The organism is Bacillus sp. RIT 809, from assembly GCF_016892495.1.
Lineage (GTDB): Bacteria > Bacillota > Bacilli > Bacillales > Bacillaceae_G > Bacillus_A > Bacillus_A cereus_U.
On sequence record NZ_JAFEMR010000034.1, the window covers coordinates 12,310 to 32,137 of the forward strand.

A 19,828-nucleotide genomic window follows, 5' to 3' on the forward strand; every position below is an offset into this window, starting at 1 on the left:
GATACAATTTGTATGTATGATTCTAAAAAACTCATTTAAAAGTGGAGGGATTACTTATTAGTAAAATAGGATTTGACTTAATAAATCATGAAGGTAACTTAAATATTGGATATGAAGATATAGTTCTTATCTCTAGGAGATGTAAATTTTCTAACTGTTCGCATACTAATGAACCACACTGTGCAGTTCAAAAAGCTCTCTCTGACGGAATTCTTTCTGAAGAAATATTTAATAATTATTATAGAGATATAAATGAGGCACAATATGTTTCTGCACAAAGTAATAAAACAAAAGCTATCGATTATATGAAACAACTGAAACTCTTTCAAAAAAATTAGGCTAAAATAAAAAGCTCTCCTTACAAGCTTATTTTAAGGAGAGCTTTCTCATGTTTAATGAATTTGATTTTTCAATTCCACCATACACTCTTGCACTAAAATCATCGCTTAGCACATTTCAGTTCTCCTGAAATTGCAGCTAAAACACAACAAGCTTCTAAAATCACTTTACTAAGATCCGCCTTTTGTTTAAGAACAAACAAGGACAATATATAACCCTAAAAAAGATTGAATTTTCAGTTTTTTAATACTAGAAATTTGCATGTTTAAAATTTAACACTATCATCCGCCGATACTTTTTCTTTAGAATTTTTCCTTTCAACCTCTTTACTCCGCTCTTCCCAAATCGTTAAACCTTCAATTCCTACTTTTTTAGGATCAAAAACAGGATCTTTTCCTTCTTTTTTCTGCGTTTCATAATCTTTTAACACTTTTAATGCAGTTTTGCTTAACAATAGGATTGCTATAAGGTTTAACCATGCCATACTACCAATTCCTAAATCTCCGAGGTTCCATAAAAACGAAGCTGATTCTACACTACCGATGTATACCATAATTAAAAATCCAATTTTTAATACTGGTTTTAACCAGCTATATTTGAGCCCACCATCTAAATAAGTAAGCGTCGTTTCAGCGATATAGTAGTAAGCGAGTAAAGTTGTAAATGCGAAGAAGAAGATTGCGATTGAAATGAATATTGGACCAAATCCAGTCATAACAGTTTCAACTGCTTGTTGTGTATAAATTGGACCTGCTTCCACATTTCCTATATTCCGTACAATTGCGCTTTTCCCTTCAGGTATAACATTATACATACCTGTTATTAAAATCATGAGAGCTGTTGCTGTACATACTACAATTGTATCGATATATACAGAAAAAGCTTGAACTAACCCTTGTTTTGCGGGATGCGATACTTCAGCAGCTGCAGAACTATATGTTGCTTCTCCTACACCCGCAACGTTTGAAAATACTGCACGCTTTACTCCCCATGCAATAGCTGCCCCAACGATTCCTCCAAACATTTCATTTACACCAAATGCACTTGAGAAAATCAAAGCAAACATACTTGGAATTTCCGTTACATTCGCAATTAATACGATACATGTAACAATTACATACCCAATTGCCATAAATGGAACTAACATTTGTGAAACGCCTGCAATTCTCTTTACTCCACCAAAAATAATCGCTGCCAATAATACAACTAAAAATATACCAGTTATATATTTACTAATGCCAGAAGAGTTTTCAAATCCAACCGCGATACTACTTGATTGAATCCCTGGTAATAAAACGCCATATGAAAGTGTTACAACCACCGCTACAACGACCGCAAACCATTTCATTTTCAAACCTTTTTCAATGAAATATGGTGTACCACCGCGGTATTCATTTCCTACTTTACTTTTATATACTTGTGCTAATGTTGATTCAACAAATGCACTAGCCGCTCCTAATAGAGCCATCATCCACATCCAAAATACAGCTCCAGGTCCGCCAAAAGCGATAGCTGTCGCGACCCCTGCGATATTCCCTATTCCAACCCTACCTGATAACGCCAAACAAAATGCTTGAAAGGATGATATCCCAGTCTCTGAGCTCTTTCCTTCAAATAATAGTTTAATCATCTCTTTAAAATAACGAATTTGTAAAAAACGAGTTGCAATTGTAAAATACACTCCTGCTCCTAATGCAAAAACAACTAAACCAATACTCCATACTTGCCTACTAACCATTCTACTAATTTCTCCATCCAAATCCCCCTTATAATTCTTTTGAAAAAGCAATTTTATATATAAGAAAAAGGACAACCTTTATCCTACCTACCAGTTGTCCGCATCTCTTACTATATTTCATCATTCTTTTATCCCGCTATTTGTGGGTAGTATGATTCCCACCTCATGCGTTGAACACAAAGGAAGTAAGGTGGAAAATCACCTACCCGTAAATGCCTGATCGGTTCAACTACTATTCAGCAGGGATGAAAAGACTCCCGATTGAATAGAGTATCACTTAATATTTACCCAAACACTTTTCACTTCTGTATAGTTATCAAGGGCGTATGAACCTAATTCCCGTCCAACACCAGATTGCTTATATCCACCAAATGGTGCAGCAGCATTTTCTAAGTTATAATCATTAATCCACACTGTTCCTGCCTTTAATTTATTGGCAACTTGATGCCCTGTTTTAATATTTTGTGTCCATACACCCGCAGCAAGCCCATATGAAGAGCGATTCGCTCTTTCAATTACTTCTTCTGTCGAATCAAATGGAAGTACAACAACAACTGGTCCAAAGATTTCTTCCTTAACAATTGTCATATCATCAGTAACATTTGTGAATACGGTTGGCTGTACAAAATAACCTTTTTCAAATGCACGTTCACCGCCAGCTGCAACAGTAGCACCTTCAGCTTTTCCTTGTTCAATGTAATTTAGCACACGCTCTTGTTGTTTTTTAGATACGAGCGGTCCCATTTCAGTTTCCGCCTCCATACCTGCCCCAAGCTTCACTTCATTTGCCATTTTTACAAGTTCATTTACGACTGTTTCATAGTGCTTTCGATGAACGAAAACTCGAGATCCTGCGCTACAATTTTGACCATGATTATACATAATTCCTTGGAACGCACCGTTAATCGCTTCTTCTAAGTCAGCATCTTCTAAAATGATGTTTGGTGACTTACCACCAAGTTCTAGTGTTACATGTTTAATTGTTTCTGCAGATTGACGCATAATATATTTCCCTGTAACTGTTGAACCTGTGAAAGCTACTTTATCAATATCATGATGGTTTACAATTGCAGCTCCTGCTTCTTGGCCGAAACCTGGTACAAAGTTTACAACACCGTTTGGAAAACCAGCTTCTTTAAAAAGCTTCGCTGTATATAGTAAAGTTAAAGGTGTTTGCTCTGCTGGTTTTAATACAATCGTACAACCTGTCGCAAGAGCGGCTCCCATTTTCCAAGAAGACATAACGAGCGGAAAATTCCATGGAATAATTTGACCTACAACACCAACCGGTTCATGGCGTGTGTAATTTAAATAATCTTTTGAAATCGGAATTGTTTGCCCGATAATTTTTGTAGCCCATCCCGCGTAATAACGATAATTTTCTACAGTTGCTGAAATATCATCATCAAGTGCTACTTGATATGGTTTTCCATTGTCTAAAGCTTCTAGCTGTGCTAATTCTTCTCTATGCTCTTCAATTAAATCTGCTAATTTATAAATAAGATGTGCTCTTTCAGCAGTAGTCATCTCTGCCCACGGGCCTGATTCAAAAGCAAATCTCGCCGCTTTTACTGCGATATCAATATCTTCTTCTTGTGCTTCACATACGACGGCTAGCACATCTTCTGTCGCTGGATTGTATGTTTCAAATGTCTTTCCACTAATAGAAGGAACAAATTCGCCATTAATAAACATTTTAATTTCTTCATTTAAAAACGCTTTCACTTTTGGTTTCAACTCAATGTTTGTCGTTAACATATATGCTCTCCTCCTTGTTTAAACAGCTGCATGAGCTGCAATTTTTGATAAAATCGTTTGAAGCTTTTGATCTTCCTCTTCAGTTAATCCTAATCTCGGATAACGAGAAGGTCCCCCGACTTGTCCGTGTAGTTCCATTGAACGTTTAACGATTTGTACATATTTCCCTGATCCTTCAAGAAACTCGCAAAGTGGTAAAATAGCATCGTTCATTTCCCACGCTTTTTCTAATTCACCATTTTGAAAATGCTCATACATTTTCGTAACGAGACCTGGAACGATATTTCCTGCGACCGAAACCCATCCCGAGGCACCAACTAAATAAGATTCCATAACTAAATCTTCAGACCCACAGAAGACTTGAAAAGCACCTTCGCCTTGTCTTACTAAATCTCTCGCTTTTCGAATATCTCCACTAGATTCTTTAATATGTGTAACATTTTCACATTCTTTTCCAATACGGAGCATTAGCTCTGTACTCATATCAACACCAGAAGTAAATGGGTTATTATATAGCATAATTGGTATATTCACAGCGTTTGAGATTTCTTTAAAATGAAAATAGATTTCCTCTTCTTTCGGTTTACAATAATACGAGTTTATAATTAATGCACAATCTGCTCCGTGCGCTTCTGCATGTTTCGTATATTCAATCGTTTCTTTCGTCGTCTCCGCAGCAGTTCCAACAATAACTGGAATACGGCCATCAACTTCTTTTAATACTGTTTCTACCATGTTAAATCGTTCTTCTTTTGATAAACTAACAAACTCTCCCGTACTTCCATTAATAATAATCCCAGCTACCTTTTGCTCAATAAAGTAGTTTACGTTTTGTTTTACGCCTTTCCAATCAATCTCTTGAAATTCATCCATCGGTGTTATTAATACTGGAAATGCCCCTTTAATTTTTTGCATCTTTATCTCTCCCTTTAACATATTATTTTAATAAGAAACCTGTTGGAAACGGATCAGTAGGATCTAATATAAATGTTTGCATACCTGTAATAAACCCTCTACTTTCAAATCGAAAAATGTATCCGAGTTCTTCTTTCTTCACTTTTTCTACTGTTATAAAGCTATTAAAAATACTTTCATTTCTAAAAGGTTTATCCGCTATATAATCATTTTTAAATAATGTATGAACATAAGACACAATAGTAGAAACAAAACCCGGCGAACGTACTATAAAGTTATCTTCATGAAATGTAATCGACTTTATATGGTTCTTTTCTTTTTGCATAGAATCTACTAAAATAAGTCTTTTTATTAATGACTGTTTTTGTATAGATTGAAGTGTAGCTTCACCCCATTTTTTTAATTTAGAGATGTTTTCAATACTGATTTCTGGCGAATACGTATCCTTTTCTACAACTGCATATACTTTATCTGCCTGTATGAGAGAGTAACTTATATTACCAACCTTTAAATTTTTCTCAATCATATAACATAGTTTGCTTTCAAACGAAACAGATACAACTTCATCATTCTCTACATATGCATCGACTGAAAATATTCCAGATAGCGTTTCGATTTCGTATTGATTAGACTCTCTCTTTTTTAAATACCCGCTTTCTAGTAACATCGTTATTACTGCGACAATACCTCCGTAATGAAGAGGAATAGATCCTTCATGATTAAAAAACAATACAGCTGCATCCACTTCCTTATGAATAGAAGGAACGACAATACATCCATTTAAACCGATAAAACCACGTGGTTCATTTAATAAAAGCTTCATTTCTTCTGCTAATTCACCTGAAAATTGTTCGTTTAATTGCTCCAAACTGTAGTAGTATTTGCATGGTACGTCTTTCATTACACGAAATGCCTCGCCATTTACGTGTACGTCTACTGCTGTATACATTTTTTGAATGTTCATTTTACATCCTCCGTTTCATGTTCCATCGGCGGAATTAGCAAAAAGCCTTCTTTAAGTGGATCCTTTTCATTGTAAAAAAATCTATGCATACCCATAAGCCAAGCGGATCCCGTAATTTTCGTTACTACAGCTTCAATATTTTCGACATATGTTGTATTCATGACACACCCTTTAAATAGAGAACCTACAATACTCTCATGAACGAATTCTTCATCAATGTCGATTTTTTTATGAGCGTATAATACAGCTAACTTCGCTGATGTTCCTGTACCACATGGAGATCGATCAATTCCTCCCGGCGGAACAACAACTGTATTTTTCACATGCGCACTTTCATGAGTAGGATCTGTATAAAATTCAACATGTGTTAATCCTCTTATAAACGAATACTGCGGATGAATGATTTCAAACTTCTCATTAATTGTATTTCTAATATGAATCGCCTTATCAATGATTGTAGATGCGTTTTCTGGTACTAACTCTAGACCTACTAACTTCGCATCGATAATGGCATAAAAATTCCCTCCATACGCAATATCAGCCTCTACAGTTCCAACTTCTTCGACGTGTACAGAAATATTTTTCAGTAAAAAAGCTGGTATGTTACAGAAGGAGACTTCTTTCGCTTTCCCATCTTGAACAGAAATATCTACTTCAACTAAGCCAGCTGGCGTGTCTAACTTTAAAGAAGTGACCGGTTCAACTACCGGAATTAAACCTGATTCAACTAAAGCTGTACATACACCAATTGTATCGTGGCCACACATCGGCAAGTATCCACCCGTCTCTATGTATATAACACCTATATCAGCTTCAGGATGACACGGATCTGTTAATAGCGCTCCTGACATTACATCATGACCACGTGGCTCATTCATTAACAATTTCCGAATCCAGTCATACTCCTTTTTCATATGTAACATCTTCTCTGCCATCGTCTCTCCAATTAACTTAGGAAGTCCGCTAATTAATGTCCTCGTTGGATTCCCGCCCGTATGTGTATCAATCGTCGTAAAGACTCTTTGTGACCTCATCCGTTTAACACCCTTTCTGTAAAACGACTCAAACGAAGTTGTTCAATAGGAATGATTGTTTCTTTGTCATTTAATAACTCTTCAATTACTTTCCCGGTTACTGCTGCAAGACTAATTCCATCACCTTCATGTCCTGCTGCAATAAAATAATTCGGAATATGTTCCACTCGTGAAATGATTGGCAAATGATCTTCTGTCCACGGGCGTAATCCAGCATATGAGCGAATCACCATCATATCTGCCATTTTCGGATAAAAACGAATCGCTCTGTTCGCAATACATTTAATAACCTCATTGTTAATCCTCGTATGAAAGCCTACAAACTCTCTACTACTACCAATTAAAAAATTTTGGCTTTCTGTCGGTTCAAATACAAGTGCCACCCCGTATTTTTCAGTTAAAGCATCCACTTTTCGTTTTCCGCCAAATTTAGAAATTAAATAACCAAATTCCATTACTTTACGGCAACCTACGTGTTGTTGCCTTGAAGCTACAATAATATGTCCCTTTCTCGGTTCAATTGGGATATTCACATCTAACATCTGTCCGATTTTAGGAGCCCACACACCGGCTGCGTTCACAACTTGTTTCGCAGTAAACGTTCCATTTGTCGTTTCTACAATAAAGGAACCGTCTATATCTCTTTTTATTTCTTTCACTTCTGTATGATTAAAAGCTTTTGTACCAAATTTCTTCGATTCTGCAAGAAGTGAAAAAGCAAGAAGATATGGATTTACAGTTGAATCCGTTGCACATTCTAAACCACCCAATAAATCATCTGCAAAAAATGGTGATTCTTCTTTTATATCTTGCCTATCAAGCATTCGAAACGGTAATCCAGCTTCTTTTTGACGATTTACCCATTGCTGTGCTGCCTCCATTTCTTCGTCTGATTCACAAACGAGAATGCTTCCTGGCGCCCTATATTCAAATGAGTGCTCCAACTCTTCACTTAGTTCTGTTACTAATTTTTGACTTACTAACGACATTTGGCTATCAAACCCTGGGTCTTTATCAATTGCTAAAATATTCCCGTCACACCGTGAAGACGTTCCACTGACAAATTCTCCTTTTTCAATGATCGTTACGTCTCTTCCGTATTTTGAAGTGTAATAAGCGATAGAACATCCTATAATTCCACCGCCTATTATTAAAACGTCACAGTGCCTCATATATAGCACTCCTCCTTTCTCCTAAATCTCTCACTTTTTATTTATGCAATTGGTGTGCCAACTCTACATACAGAACTATTTATATGAAATAATTTTTATTTGTAAAAATATTTTAAATTTATCGTAAATAGGTGTATTATTTCTTTATCACTGTCTAAATTTTTATACATACCAGGAGGACACTATGACATTTTCATTTCCAACAATAAAAGAGTTTATAAAAATTTTATCAATTGATCGTACAAGTGTGTTTAAGCACATGAAACAGGTAGGTGAAAAATTTTATTACATCCATTCATCTACTGAAGAATGGAGTTGCGCAGTTATTTATGAAGAGGACTCTTTCACTACGTTAATCGAAGCTTTTTCTAACAATTCGGCAGTTGTAATTGTGAACGAAAATCTAGATCCTATATGCTGTGTAACTGCTCAACAAATGATTCCATTTCTTTATAAGTCTTACAATGATCTGCTAGCTTTTTATAACACTGTCATTCAAACGACTGATTCTTCTGTTACCGTCATTGATGAGAAAGAATGCGTTCGTACGTGGACAGATGGCGCTGAAAAAATCTTTTCAGTCAAACATAACGAAATTATTGGACAACCGATTACACGTTTTTTTGATTATAAAGATTTAGAAATTTTACAATCATTACATGACGGAAAAAGCATAATCGCCCAGTTCCATCAGCCTCGTCCGGATTTGTTCGTATTAATTAATTCAAATCCAGTTTATTGTAACAATGAAATTATAGGAGCAGTCGTTTCTGAAACTGATGTTACAAATCAAGTCGCTTTGAATGAAAAACTATTTAATATGTCGCATGAAATGCACCGATTAGAACAAGAAGTAGCAAAATATAAAGATACATCCGATCCTTTCCTTGCGATGAATGGAAAAAGCCCTGTTATACAACGAACGATTCAATTAGCTAGAAAGGTTTGTTCAGTGAAATCCACGGTTTTAATACTCGGCGAAAGCGGAGTTGGAAAAGAAGTGTTTGCGAAAGCAATTCATGAAGCAAGTGAAACAGCAAATGCCCCGTTTATTTCAATTAACTGCGGTGCAATTCCTGAAGCGTTATTTGAAAGTGAATTATTTGGTTACGAGCGCGGGGCGTTTTCTGGTGCAAATAGTAAAGGTAAGAAAGGAAAAATAGAGCTCGCGCAAGGCGGTACTTTATTCCTTGATGAGATTGGAGAAATGCCGCTTGATATGCAAGTGAAACTTTTGCGTGTACTGCAAGAACGAAAGTATTACCGAGTTGGTGGAGAAAAAGAAATAAATATTGATTTCCGCATTATCGCTGCTACAAATCGTGATTTACAAGAAGAAATGAGAAAAGGAACTTTCCGGGAAGATTTATACTATCGCTTAAACGTAGTAAGCTTGCATATTCCGCCACTACGCGAAAGACGCGAGGATATTATCGAATTAACCTATTCCTTCTTAAATGATTTTTCAATAAACTATAACAGGCCTATTCGCGACTTACCTTCAAGCATTATGCATGAACTGCTTCATTACAATTGGCCTGGTAATATTCGCGAGCTCCGCAACGTAGTTGAAAGACTCGTCGTATTTGCGACAGACGGCATTATAAAACAAGAATATTTACCGTTTCATACAAATGATACTTTAGAGAACAAAACATCTCATTCCCTATTACTCAGCAATAATAATATGATTCTTTCTTTACAAGAAGAAATGGATGAGCACGAGAAAAAGGTAATTGAAAGAGCTTTACGCATTTTAGATGGTAATAAATTAGAATGTGCGAAACAACTCGGGGTAACGAGGGCCACTTTATATAACCGCTTAAAAAGGCTTGGGTTACAATAACCCCTTCTCCTCCTCTATGTTGGCATAGTTATTGCATAATAATTTGTGTAAACCGAACTAGAGGAGGAATACATATGACGAATAAAGAGAATTTAATTGTTTGTCGTTGTGAAGAAGTTACATACGGACAACTTCAATCGACAATTGCTGAATATAATTGCTCAGCTCGTGAGTTAAAACTAAGAACGCGTGCTGGTATGGGTTTTTGCGGGGGACGTACATGTAGAACAACACTAGATCGAATGATCGAAAACGCTAACCCTGGTACATCTCCTGACGAGATTCCATTAAAATATCAGCCACCAGTGCGTGCAGTTACTTTTGGGGCGGTAGGTGAAAATAAATGAATAGAATTATAAATCACCCTATTTTAGGTAGTTTAAATAGTAGTCAGCGTATCAATTTTCAATTTAATGGTCAACAATATCAAGCATATGAACATGAAACGATAGCGGCCGCTCTACTTGCAAACGGAATAAGAACGTTAAGAGTGCATGAAGATAGCGGGACGCCGCGAGGTATTTATTGTAATATCGGGCATTGTTCTGAATGCCGCGTGACTGTAAACAATCAAACGAACGTACGAGCTTGCTTAACTGTAGTGGAAAACAATATGGTTGTTGAAAGCGGCAAACAGCATCCAAATATCGTGAGAGAGATGGTGAAAAAGCGATGATCGATGTAATTATTATTGGTGCAGGACCAGCAGGATTATCAGCTTCCATCTCTTGTGCACGTTTTGGACTTAACGTACTTGTTATTGATGAATTTATGAAGCCCGGCGGGAGATTGTTAGGACAGTTGCATCAAGAGCCTACTGGGGAATGGTGGAACGGAATAGAAGAATCCAAACGCCTTCACGAAGAAGCAAAATCCCTTTCAGTCGATATTCGGTGCGGTGTTTCCGTCTATAATTTAGATAAAGATGAAAGTTCTTGGTTCGTGCATACAAATATCGGTACGTTAGAAGCACCGTTCGTACTAATTGCTACTGGGGCTGCTGAGTATTCTATTCCCCTTCCTGGCTGGACACTTCCAGGAGTTATGTCAATTGGAGCAGCTCAAGTTATGACAAATGTTCACCGGGTTCAAGTTGGGAAAAAAGGAATCATTATTGGCGCTAATATTTTGTCTTTCGCCATTTTAAATGAACTGCAATTAGCTGGAATTACAGTGGATCATATTGTACTCCCTGAAAAAAGTGAGTTAAGCCAAAAGGCTGGTGAACCAGAAGAAGTTTTGAACTCTCTTTTAAATGCAGCTCACCTCGCTCCTTCTGCTTTTCTGCGTTTAGGTAGCCGTTTTATGAAATATGATTGGATTCGAAAAGCTGGATTAACCTTCTATCCAAATAGCGGAATGAAAATAAACGGGACGCCACTTCATCTCCGGAAAGCTGCACTTGAAATTATCGGTACAAATCAAGTTGAAGGTGTTCGTGTTGCTAACATTGATTCTAATGGAAATGTTATTAATGGATCAGAAAAGATATATGAGGCAGATTTTGTTTGCATTGCCGGAGGTTTATACCCTCTTGCTGAGCTTGCTGCTGTAGCGGGATGCCCATTCCATTACATTCCTGAACTTGGCGGGCATGTCCCACTTCATTCAGAAGAAATGGAAACCTCTCTTCCAGGTTTATTTGTAGCTGGAAATATTACGGGCATTGAAAGCGGTAAAATCGCAATGGCGCAAGGAACTGTCGCTGGATTTTCAATCGTGAAGCAAGCAATTCAAACATCCAATTCGGTTGAACAACACTTGCAACAAGCGATTCAAAATGTTCACTCCGTTCGTCGTCATGCTGCGATTCAATTTAATCCGATGGTTGATATTGGTAGACGGAAGATGAATGAGATTTGGCGTGATTTTCAATCATTTGAAGAAAATCAACAAATGAAAGCGTGAAAAACTAGCATATAAAAAAGCGGTGGATTCATTTCCACCGCCTTTTTTATAATTTTTGTACTACATCTAGTATTTCTGTTACGTCAATTACAGGAACCAAAAGTATTACCTATTTTTCATTCCGACTAAAACTTTCGATATCGACATCCATAAATTTATAAACATTAAAATTCCGCAAACATCAGCGACAATTACATACAATCCTATAAATTGGTTTTCAAAGTGGAACAACGGAGTGTAATAAATGGCCATTATTAAGGCTATAACCATGGAAAACAGAAGCAATTTTTTCCTAGTTATCATATAAATACAATACAAAAACGTATAATAAGCCCAAAATTGCGCAGCATACCATGCATGAGATAGTCGAATACCTGTTTTCGTATGCAAAGTTGTTAAAACCAGTATGTATATTACAAGTAATACAATTAATGGTGCAAATCTAACAAATTGCAAAAGATTTATTAAAAAGCGTTTTTTTGAACTTGAGTGATTTACTTCGTATTTAAACATCTGTTTCGTTATATAATGAACAAAAAATATTAATCCTACACTAATAGCTAACATAAAAAATATCATACTACGCCTTCTTTTCTAATATATTTATCAACTGTATTTTAAAAACCAATAGGACTTAACCTAATAAAAATTACACCAACTAAAATTTTCACTAAACCATCTATTACAAAAAATACATCTAGATTTACGTTGGTAATGATTAATCCTATAAATGAATTGAATATTAAAATAACGGACAGCAAAAACATCATTTTTCCATGTACGGGAATAAACATTAAGAAATGAATACCTACAGCTAAAAGAATTAATAGCCAGCAATTTCTATAATCATCGCCGACAAAATGAAAAATGAGAAAAACTAAAATAGCCAAAAGCATCATTGAAAAATTAGCCCACTTTTTTTGTTCCGATGTTCCAGAACCAACTGCAAATTTCTTCCTAGTTTTAGGGTTCAATTGCCATATCATTCCTAATGTATAAACAATAATAAAAGGCCAAACATTTGGATAACCGTTATGTTTTATTAAAAGTAAAAACATTGCTGCTCCAGCAATTATTAGCCAAATCCCATTAATCTTTTGTCTAGGATACTTATAAGTTTGTGTTTCCATGTTTCGTTCTCCTTTTTGAACTTTTTCGAACTTTTCTGATATTCTTGATATAAATACTTTTTTACCAGAAGCCTTATGAGCAAATTCAGCTAAATTCAAACCATCATTCTTCTACCTCGCTTTGAATAATAAAATATAAGATTTCTGAAATATCATATCAAATATAGCTGCGATTTATTTGTCGCAATTCGTCGAATAAATAAATAAAAGTCGTTTTATGTCAAAATTATTATTTATTTGGATAGCCAACTTTGGTGTAGATAGTTAAAATGATGCAAATACTAAATTGAAGGTACATGAAATACTGGATTTTATTCTAAAAGAAGAAACATACTAGCAATATTAATCCAAATAAAAAACTGTTAGAGCATACAGCTCTAACAGTTTTATTGTTCATCGTTATTAAATTTCGCTAATGCGTAAATGCCTTCTTCATCATCTAATTCAAGTTGCAATCTTGCAGCAAATGAATTGACGTTGTATTCTCGATCAAGCAACAAGCGTAGTGCTTCGATTAAGTTTGCTTGAATTAAAATTTGCTGGCGACCATTTACCTCTACTTCTGCAGAGAAACCGTAGTCATCATCATACATTAGTTCAACTGAAACTTCTTCTGGACCAACTTGTCTTTTTTCAGCGATATATATACAAAGCGCATTTATAAGCTCTTGTTCAGAAATTTTTATTGTTTCCATGCTACTTCATCTGCCTTTTTCTTACGTTGATCCTTGAAGTATTTAAATGCACGAACTGCTAACATTACGATACCAGCCATTACTAACATATTTACCATAAACGCTAATACAGAACCAAGAGCTCCCATATTTGCAAATAAGCTACCCATTAGTAAACCACCAAGACCACCTAGTAATAAACCTTTCATAAAGCCACCTTTATTACTTTTTGGTGCTGTGTTTGTTGCTTTTGTTTTTGAATCTGTTGTCGTTTTTTGTGAATTTACATTAGAATCTTTTTTGTTTAAATCAACTTTTGAATTTTGACCAGAACTTGGTGTATATGATTTTTTACCAGATTTGTAACTTTTCGCTTCCGCGTGATTTACGAACATAAAGCTACTAGCCCCAAAGATAACCATGAATGCTGTCATTACTGCTACAAGTTTTTTCAACATATTATATCCATTCTCCTTTTATATAGATATATGTGAAATCTACCTTTCTTTTAAAACAAGAATGATAGATTTATTTTAAAACCTTTTTAAAGGTTCTTATGAACTCATTATATGAACTTTTGTCGAAATATGCAAGTATTATTTACTATCGACAATAATTCCATAACAAAGGAAAAATTAAGAAAAACGGAATTGACTTTAAATGAAACAAAACATATTATAAGTTCATAAGAACTTTTTATAATTTTGGAGGTGAAAAGATGGAAACATTTCATCTCACACGAAACGAAATGGCAACGCTCCTTCTATCACTTAGAGGATGGAATCCGAAAAAGCCTCTTAGCATTTTACAAGAAGCTTGGGCAAAGTCACATAAAAAAGATATTGAAAGCGGACAAAGCGTTACAGCTTTTATTACAACCGCACTTTCACCTATTTTTGAAAAATTAATTAAAATCGATGATACGGATGTCGGTTTTTCTTTAAATGAAATAGTTGCGCTTGGTAATCAGATTGAAAACACAAGTTTCTCTGTAACTGCTATGCAAAACTGGGTGAAACGAGATATAAAAGAAATGATTGGCTCCCCTCAAAAAGGGAAGAAATACTCAATCGAACAAGCAGCCTTATTATTCATTGTTGAAGATTTAAAAACAGCGCTTGATTTTGAATCTATTCGCAAACTATTACGACTTATCGTAAATGACCCGGCCGATCGAAGTGATGATTTAATTAACCCCGTTCATTTATATGTAGCTTATTCTTCTTTATTTGAAGAACTAAATCAAGGGAATTGCTTACAACTAAATGCAACTGATACCATTCATACGATCGAAAATATTGTAAAAGAAAAAGCTGATAAAATTGCAAGCAAGTTTGATCAAATTAATAACGAACAACGCGAAGCAATTCGTAACGCTATTATTATCGCTACCCTATCTGTTCATACCGCATATGTACAAATGTTAGCGAAGCGCTACGTTTCAGCAACGTTATTTTTACAAAATTTAGACGTGAAGCCGTAAAAAATAGGAGCAAATTTGCTCCTATTTTTTAATTTCTATACTATTTTGCACTTCTTAACTCTTTGCATCTCATACATTTTCAAATGATTCTCTACATACGATTCAGTTTTTTTGAACCCAGCTTTCTCATAACAGCGAATTGCCCTCTTATTATCTTCCCTAACTTGCAATACAACCGCTTGTATATCAGGGTCTAAAAATGATTTAGTAATAAAATACTTTGTAATCTCTGTTCCAAGCCCTTTTGAATATAAATTTGAGACGCCAATCAAGATTGAGTACTCCATCACATATATATCGTCATTTCTCTTCTTTTTTAATCCAACTCTCCCTATTACTTCATCCTCTACTACGATCACATGATAACTTGCATAAGATCGGGATAGTTTTTCAGTCCAATACTTTCGAAGTTCTTCTATTGTATATCGTTTGAATGTTCTCACGTCCACTATGTCATGTAATTCTTCGTCATTATACCACTCTAAAATAATTGGTAAATCATCCATTTCTAATAAACGTTCATTCCAATTCATATTTTCACCCCATCCAATTTCGACTTACTCGGTCAATTAAATTGAATACGCATATTCTTTTTTCGGCAAATTCACTATGTCCTGAATGTAAGATGATCGTTCTATAATTTCTTCTAACTGACCATTTCTATGAACATAAATACCACCTACATATGAACTGTAAGCCTTCTTCTCAGTTATTACCGCCAATTTGTTTTTTGCCTCGTTAAAATCACCTTCTAGCCCTTTTTCAAATGCTAAGCTTTTGGATGCTGAAAAATAAAGCTGAATTAATGATGCTATTTCTACGTGATTTGATTTTGCAAAGCACTTTATTTCATTAGAAATCATTTCATCCTGCAATGGAAGAAAGTCCTTCACTTCTAATTTCTCTACTTCACGAAAGAAATTTTGTAACTCCAGAGTATAAAACGGAAGTTTTTTCTCTTCTATCTTTTTAAAAATGCATTGTAACAATAAATCTTTACCTACTACAAACGGATGACCAAACCCATTATTATAAAGCCCTTTTTTCATCTTGATTAGTTGTTCAATATAAGGTACTCCCGTTTCTTCAATAACAAGCTTTCCATCTATAAAACGCATAGCGGCAATTAGTTCTTTTATCTCAATACCTTCTAACTCAAGCGATGAATAATATAAATCTCTATTCCAAAAATCTAATTGATCCATTCCTAGTGAATTAAATAATAGCTCATCTATAATCGGAAAAACTCCATCTTCTGTTAAAGCTTTCGTTACATCTTCTAATAATCCAGAAGTCTTATTTAAAATCGTGCGTATTTCCGCATCCTCCTGAATCATTCGAACAGTCCAATCACCATGATCCTCACCTGATATTTGCTGAAAACAATGTGAATATGGACCATGTCCAATATCGTGTAGAAGAGCTACTGTAGACACTAGTTTTCGTTCATATTCTGATAAGGAGATATCACCAATCATTGAAAGATGTTCTATCACTTTGTTTACCAGTATATATACACCTATAGAATGTTCTTTCCTAGTATGTATTGCGTTCTCATGTAAAAAGTATGTATGTCCTTGCTGTTTAATATAGGCCAACCTTCGAAATGCTTTAGTATCGATCAATCGTATGATATCTCTATTGTGAATAGTAATTGGTCCGTAAATAGGATCTGTAAAACGCATAACTTCTCCCCCTTTGTAAATTCAACACTCCCATCATTATACAAAATTTTCAGTCTACTAGTCCTTTCCTTCTCTTTAAATATGAGAAATTTTTAATACTCCTTTCATTCTCTCTTCATGAAAACTCAATTTATATCGTTTACTATAAAGACTAGGAAAACTAATACAAGACATAAAAAGTATTGAAATGGCAATATGTTCATTAAATAAGGTATAATCTACATATAGTGAACTTTTTATGTTATTAAATAAAAAAAGCTTTATTCGAAAAAAATTATGAACTAGAAGGTGCAACAATGTTAAGTAGTTTTATTCATTCAGTATTAACATTTTTTGAAGGATTAGGTTATTGGGGCATAATGCTTGGACTTATGATTGAAATTATCCCAAGTGAGATCGTCCTAGCTTATGCTGGATACTTAGTATTCAATGGTAGTATCTCATTTGTAGGTGCAGTTATATTCGGTACAATTGGCGGTGTTATTGCCCAAATCTTTGTTTACTGGATTGGTCGATATGGTGGTCGCCCTGTATTAGAACGTTACGGAAAGTATATTTTCATTCATAAAAAACAAATTGATGCTGCTGAAGATTGGTTTAATCGTTACGGAACTGGCGTAATTTTCACTGCACGTTTCATTCCAGTCGTTCGTCATGCGATTTCAATTCCTGCTGGGATTACCAAAATGCCACTTTCACGTTTCATTACTTTAACAGGACTTGCGATTATTCCTTGGTCTATTATTTTCATTTACTTAGGTGAAAAACTTGGAGAAAACTGGGGTAATATAAATGACGTTGCTGGACCATATGTGCAATCTTTCGCTATTGGCGGGGTTGTTCTTATTATTTTATATTTCGTAATAAAAAAGTGGACAAAAAAACGTAAAAAGCTTGCTTAAATTTTTAATAAAACCGCTATAAATTCATTTAGAATTATAGCGGTTTTTTATTATAGGCTTGTTTATATATTATAAATTGCATTATTTCTTCTTTGTGTTTTAAATCATGTTGAATGAGTGATGAAAAATAATCGTTTAATCTCACTCTTTTCGTGCCGAATTGGTAGTCATCTTTAAAGTTCTGGGCAGAAATTTGATTCATTTGATCAACAAACTGTTTACGAGTAAAACTAAATTGATCTATTAGTCCTTCTTTCGAAATACCAGACCTCGCATATTTTATTGCACTCTTATTCATTTCCTCAACATCTGTTGGAACGTTAGGTACAGATTGTCCACTTATAAAGTATGGAATTCTAAACTTCATTAAAAACTCATCCCAAACGATAAAGTGAAACTTTAATCATTGGGGGTTTTGTTCATCCTCCAATGATTATTAGTTGAACCAATCGGGCTTTTACGGGCAGTTGATCTCCCACCTAACTTCGTTGCTTCAGCTGAATTTTGAGGTAGGAGTCTTACTGCCCGTTAATGCGGGATAAAATGTGAAATCACATCCGCAATTCCCCATGAACCTTTTCTAAAAGAATCAAACCATACATCATTAGTTACACACTTCAATGTTTGGCACCAGTCTATTAGACTTAACTTTTCTTCCAGAATCCTTTCTTTCTCCATAATGCACTCCTCTTCCACACTAATAATTCATTCATATTAATGATTTCTAGACATTTCATTAAAACCCTCCAGTTTAAGATTTACTTGGATAAGTTACAATTCATTTGTAACTTCGTATAGTAACTCAAAAGGAGTGATTCCCTTATGCATTGGCATCAAAAAGTACCATACTTAATCGGACGCCCTATCGGCATTTCCTTCATGAATGGACAAGGAACTTCCGGCGTTTTATGCGGTGTACAAAATAATCAATTATTTGTTTACGAATACCTTTACCAAGCTCAATTTGCAATGAAACATTATGATTTTAGACAAATTCAAGATATACACGCCTTTCCAAATTGCCCGCACCAAAATCCTTTATATTAAAAAACAGGAACAGCTTTATCGCCATTCCTGTTTCCATTGTTTATACATTATTTTTCAGAGTAAAACTTCTGCACTGCTTCATCAAAATAGATCCAGCCTTTCCAGCCTAAATGAATTGTATCTTTTAAGAAATACTTATCATATTCATGGCTAGAAAAATCAACTACTGGGTATCCTGCTTTTTCGACTTGATCGCGAACCTTGTTATAATACACATCACGGCGTTCTTTTGGGAAACCAGCGTAATCATACCACGGTCCGTTTACAGGCACAGAAATAAAGAGTGGTTTTACATTTTTTTCTTTGAAAAGATCTAAAACAATTTGTAAGTCATCATATTCTGGTGAATCATCATACGATTCATTTGCTCTAAAGTTTTTTAAACCTTTTAATTTTTTCTTTAAATTATGTTTATAGTAATATGGATTTTCAATTCCGAATGTATTTGTTGTGGATCCTACTTTACCTTCTTGTTCCGCATGTTTACGTGCATCTTCCCAAGAAAGTGAACGTAATCCCATATTTGTTTTCTCTTTCATCGGTTCGATTTTAAATAGAGAGTTAAATAGATCTCTATGATCTAAAATGTTTCGATGCATATAAGCAAGTGGTTTGACTAGACCTGCTTTTATGTTATGTTTCGTATCATTATAAACAATACCTTCTAATGAATTTTTTAATATATCATCTTTTTGAACAACTTCATAATCTAATAGTCGTTTCGCGATCTGCTTCTTCATTTCAGGTTTAATTTCATCATTAAAAATAAAATGATATGCTTGTTGTTTGGAGAAATTATTAGTAAAATCCCCTTGTGATACACCAGTTTTTGTAAACCATTGTGGCGAAAGAACAAACACTACTTTTTTACCTTCTAATTCATCCATTGTTGACGTCATATTTAATATATGAGCCAAACTTTGCGTGCCGCCAGTCCCCATTAAAAATGGTGTAAAGCCAGCTGGATTTACTTTAAAATAGTTAGACGGATGATATGCATCCATTCGTAAAAACTCTGATGAACCATACATCGGTAAGTACTGCGAATTCTCTAACATTTTCTGTTGCAAGAAAACACTTTGTAATTTCTCTTTTTGCAAGGAAGTTGCCGCATCTTCAACTTTCCTATCGCTAATAAGTGATACTAAACTTTTAGATGGAATAAGCAATACAATGAAAAAAAGTACGCAGGCTAAAATAATTGGTCCGAAAGCATGCTTCATCTTCATCTGC

General features: G+C 34.9%; 20 protein-coding genes and 3 pseudogenes. 8 read left to right on the forward strand and 15 right to left on the reverse strand.

What is annotated here, in order from left to right; translation table 11 throughout:
- Nucleotides 1–41: 41 nt before the first annotated feature.
- A complete protein-coding gene (locus JTF23_RS25010; RefSeq protein ID WP_204210029.1) occupies nt 42–338 on the forward strand; it encodes a hypothetical protein in 297 nt (98 codons plus the stop codon).
- 266 nt (nt 339–604) lie between these two features.
- Here the strand turns inward: JTF23_RS25010 and JTF23_RS25015 are convergent.
- The 6 genes and pseudogenes from JTF23_RS25015 to JTF23_RS25040 all read right to left on the reverse strand — a co-directional run bounded on the left by JTF23_RS25015 (nt 605) and on the right by JTF23_RS25040 (nt 7,920).
- A pseudogene (locus JTF23_RS25015) lies at nt 605–2,094 on the reverse strand (alanine/glycine:cation symporter family protein).
- A gap of 256 nt (nt 2,095–2,350) precedes the next feature.
- Entirely contained in the window at nt 2,351–3,835 is a 1,485-nt protein-coding gene (locus tag JTF23_RS25020; protein WP_204210030.1) for an aldehyde dehydrogenase family protein, read from the reverse strand.
- An 18-nt stretch (nt 3,836–3,853) separates the two neighbouring features.
- On the reverse strand, nt 3,854–4,750 hold the full coding sequence (gene dapA, locus JTF23_RS25025; RefSeq protein WP_098498402.1) for a 4-hydroxy-tetrahydrodipicolinate synthase: 897 nt from the start codon (nt 4,748–4,750) through the stop codon (nt 3,854–3,856).
- 22 nt (nt 4,751–4,772) lie between these two features.
- Nucleotides 4,773–5,714, reverse strand: a complete 942-nt coding sequence (locus JTF23_RS25030; RefSeq protein WP_204210031.1) for a proline racemase family protein — start codon at nt 5,712–5,714, stop codon at nt 4,773–4,775.
- Nucleotides 5,711–6,748, reverse strand: a complete 1,038-nt coding sequence (locus tag JTF23_RS25035; RefSeq protein ID WP_204210032.1) for a proline racemase family protein — start codon at nt 6,746–6,748, stop codon at nt 5,711–5,713. The genes JTF23_RS25030 and JTF23_RS25035 overlap by 4 nt, the downstream gene beginning before the upstream one ends.
- Complete coding sequence (locus tag JTF23_RS25040; RefSeq protein WP_204210033.1) at nt 6,745–7,920, reverse strand: NAD(P)/FAD-dependent oxidoreductase; 1,176 nt, start codon at nt 7,918–7,920, stop codon at nt 6,745–6,747. The genes JTF23_RS25035 and JTF23_RS25040 overlap by 4 nt, the downstream gene beginning before the upstream one ends.
- A 184-nt stretch (nt 7,921–8,104) precedes the next feature.
- Here JTF23_RS25040 and JTF23_RS25045 point away from each other — a divergent pair, with 184 nt between their 5' ends.
- From JTF23_RS25045 to JTF23_RS25060, 4 genes are all read left to right on the forward strand, one after another.
- Nucleotides 8,105–9,766 carry a sigma-54 interaction domain-containing protein gene (locus JTF23_RS25045; RefSeq protein ID WP_204210034.1) on the forward strand — a complete coding sequence of 554 codons (1,662 nt, stop codon included), beginning with the start codon at nt 8,105–8,107 and terminating at the stop codon, nt 9,764–9,766.
- Nucleotides 9,767–9,840: 74 nt separating this feature from the next.
- The gene (locus JTF23_RS25050; protein WP_002065856.1) at nt 9,841–10,113 is read left to right on the forward strand and encodes a (2Fe-2S)-binding protein; all 273 of its coding nucleotides are present in this window, start codon (nt 9,841–9,843) and stop codon (nt 10,111–10,113) included.
- Nucleotides 10,110–10,442 (forward strand): (2Fe-2S)-binding protein, encoded by a 333-nt coding sequence (locus JTF23_RS25055; RefSeq protein ID WP_204210035.1) that lies wholly within the window; start codon nt 10,110–10,112, stop codon nt 10,440–10,442. Before JTF23_RS25050 ends, JTF23_RS25055 begins: the two co-directional genes overlap by 4 nt.
- Nucleotides 10,439–11,674 (forward strand): NAD(P)/FAD-dependent oxidoreductase, encoded by a 1,236-nt coding sequence (locus JTF23_RS25060; protein ID WP_204210036.1) that lies wholly within the window; start codon nt 10,439–10,441, stop codon nt 11,672–11,674. Before JTF23_RS25055 ends, JTF23_RS25060 begins: the two co-directional genes overlap by 4 nt.
- A gap of 105 nt (nt 11,675–11,779) precedes the next feature.
- Here JTF23_RS25060 and JTF23_RS28020 read toward each other — a convergent pair whose 3' ends face one another.
- The 4 genes from JTF23_RS28020 to JTF23_RS25075 all read right to left on the reverse strand — a co-directional run bounded on the left by JTF23_RS28020 (nt 11,780) and on the right by JTF23_RS25075 (nt 13,936).
- Nucleotides 11,780–12,253: a hypothetical protein gene (locus JTF23_RS28020; protein ID WP_252188049.1), complete on the reverse strand. Its 474-nt coding sequence runs from the start codon at nt 12,251–12,253 to the stop codon at nt 11,780–11,782.
- Nucleotides 12,254–12,291: 38 nt separating this feature from the next.
- A complete protein-coding gene (locus tag JTF23_RS25065; RefSeq protein WP_204210044.1) occupies nt 12,292–12,804 on the reverse strand; it encodes a DUF6609 family protein in 513 nt (170 codons plus the stop codon).
- A 386-nt stretch (nt 12,805–13,190) separates the two neighbouring features.
- A complete protein-coding gene (locus JTF23_RS25070; RefSeq protein ID WP_204210037.1) occupies nt 13,191–13,499 on the reverse strand; it encodes a YxcD family protein in 309 nt (102 codons plus the stop codon).
- Complete coding sequence (locus JTF23_RS25075) at nt 13,487–13,936, reverse strand: hypothetical protein (protein WP_002012966.1); 450 nt, start codon at nt 13,934–13,936, stop codon at nt 13,487–13,489. Before JTF23_RS25075 ends, JTF23_RS25070 begins: the two co-directional genes overlap by 13 nt.
- Before the next feature lie 260 nt (nt 13,937–14,196).
- Here JTF23_RS25075 and JTF23_RS25080 point away from each other — a divergent pair, with 260 nt between their 5' ends.
- Nucleotides 14,197–14,961, forward strand: coding sequence for a DUF1836 domain-containing protein (locus JTF23_RS25080; protein WP_002110340.1), 765 nt, complete (start codon nt 14,197–14,199; stop codon nt 14,959–14,961).
- A 35-nt stretch (nt 14,962–14,996) separates the two neighbouring features.
- Here the strand turns inward: JTF23_RS25080 and JTF23_RS25085 are convergent, their stop codons facing one another.
- Nucleotides 14,997–15,494: a GNAT family N-acetyltransferase gene (locus JTF23_RS25085; protein ID WP_002161484.1), complete on the reverse strand. Its 498-nt coding sequence runs from the start codon at nt 15,492–15,494 to the stop codon at nt 14,997–14,999.
- 36 nt (nt 15,495–15,530) lie between these two features.
- Complete coding sequence (locus JTF23_RS25090; protein ID WP_204210038.1) at nt 15,531–16,646, reverse strand: HD domain-containing protein; 1,116 nt, start codon at nt 16,644–16,646, stop codon at nt 15,531–15,533.
- Nucleotides 16,647–16,942: 296 nt separating this feature from the next.
- Between JTF23_RS25090 and uptA the strand changes: the two genes are divergently transcribed.
- Nucleotides 16,943–17,548: an undecaprenyl phosphate transporter UptA gene (gene uptA / locus JTF23_RS25095; RefSeq protein WP_204210039.1), complete on the forward strand. Its 606-nt coding sequence runs from the start codon at nt 16,943–16,945 to the stop codon at nt 17,546–17,548.
- Between the two features lie 24 nt (nt 17,549–17,572).
- Here uptA and JTF23_RS25100 read toward each other — a convergent pair.
- Both JTF23_RS25100 and JTF23_RS25105 read right to left on the reverse strand, forming a co-directional pair.
- Nucleotides 17,573–17,936 (reverse strand): annotated as a pseudogene (locus JTF23_RS25100) (hypothetical protein).
- Between the two features lie 158 nt (nt 17,937–18,094).
- Nucleotides 18,095–18,226, reverse strand: a pseudogene (locus JTF23_RS25105) (DinB family protein); the annotation flags it as partial.
- Between the two features lie 144 nt (nt 18,227–18,370).
- Between JTF23_RS25105 and JTF23_RS25110 the strand changes: the two are divergent.
- Entirely contained in the window at nt 18,371–18,595 is a 225-nt protein-coding gene (locus JTF23_RS25110) for a hypothetical protein (protein WP_002110344.1), read from the forward strand.
- Between the two features lie 47 nt (nt 18,596–18,642).
- Here JTF23_RS25110 and dltD read toward each other — a convergent pair whose 3' ends face one another.
- Nucleotides 18,643–19,824 (reverse strand): D-alanyl-lipoteichoic acid biosynthesis protein DltD, encoded by a 1,182-nt coding sequence (gene dltD / locus JTF23_RS25115; RefSeq protein WP_204210040.1) that lies wholly within the window; start codon nt 19,822–19,824, stop codon nt 18,643–18,645.
- Nucleotides 19,825–19,828: the final 4 nt, after the last annotated feature.

Coding starts and splice junctions, on each gene's coding strand:
- dltD (WP_204210040.1), bottom strand. CDS start 19,824: ATGAAGATGAAGCATGCTTTCGGACCAATTATTTTAGCCTGCGTACTT.
- JTF23_RS25065 (WP_204210044.1), bottom strand. CDS start 12,804: ATGGAAACACAAACTTATAAGTATCCTAGACAAAAGATTAATGGGATT.
- JTF23_RS25080 (WP_002110340.1), top strand. CDS start 14,197: ATGGAAACATTTCATCTCACACGAAACGAAATGGCAACGCTCCTTCTA.
- JTF23_RS28020 (WP_252188049.1), bottom strand. CDS start 12,253: ATGATATTTTTTATGTTAGCTATTAGTGTAGGATTAATATTTTTTGTT.
- JTF23_RS25030 (WP_204210031.1), bottom strand. CDS start 5,714: ATGAACATTCAAAAAATGTATACAGCAGTAGACGTACACGTAAATGGC.
- JTF23_RS25020 (WP_204210030.1), bottom strand. CDS start 3,835: ATGTTAACGACAAACATTGAGTTGAAACCAAAAGTGAAAGCGTTTTTA.
- uptA (WP_204210039.1), top strand. CDS start 16,943: ATGTTAAGTAGTTTTATTCATTCAGTATTAACATTTTTTGAAGGATTA.
- JTF23_RS25035 (WP_204210032.1), bottom strand. CDS start 6,748: ATGAGGTCACAAAGAGTCTTTACGACGATTGATACACATACGGGCGGG.
- JTF23_RS25055 (WP_204210035.1), top strand. CDS start 10,110: ATGAATAGAATTATAAATCACCCTATTTTAGGTAGTTTAAATAGTAGT.
- JTF23_RS25040 (WP_204210033.1), bottom strand. CDS start 7,920: ATGAGGCACTGTGACGTTTTAATAATAGGCGGTGGAATTATAGGATGT.
- JTF23_RS25050 (WP_002065856.1), top strand. CDS start 9,841: ATGACGAATAAAGAGAATTTAATTGTTTGTCGTTGTGAAGAAGTTACA.
- JTF23_RS25070 (WP_204210037.1), bottom strand. CDS start 13,499: ATGGAAACAATAAAAATTTCTGAACAAGAGCTTATAAATGCGCTTTGT.
- JTF23_RS25075 (WP_002012966.1), bottom strand. CDS start 13,936: ATGTTGAAAAAACTTGTAGCAGTAATGACAGCATTCATGGTTATCTTT.
- JTF23_RS25085 (WP_002161484.1), bottom strand. CDS start 15,494: ATGAATTGGAATGAACGTTTATTAGAAATGGATGATTTACCAATTATT.
- JTF23_RS25090 (WP_204210038.1), bottom strand. CDS start 16,646: ATGCGTTTTACAGATCCTATTTACGGACCAATTACTATTCACAATAGA.
- dapA (WP_098498402.1), bottom strand. CDS start 4,750: ATGCAAAAAATTAAAGGGGCATTTCCAGTATTAATAACACCGATGGAT.
- JTF23_RS25045 (WP_204210034.1), top strand. CDS start 8,105: ATGACATTTTCATTTCCAACAATAAAAGAGTTTATAAAAATTTTATCA.
- JTF23_RS25110 (WP_002110344.1), top strand. CDS start 18,371: ATGCATTGGCATCAAAAAGTACCATACTTAATCGGACGCCCTATCGGC.
- JTF23_RS25060 (WP_204210036.1), top strand. CDS start 10,439: ATGATCGATGTAATTATTATTGGTGCAGGACCAGCAGGATTATCAGCT.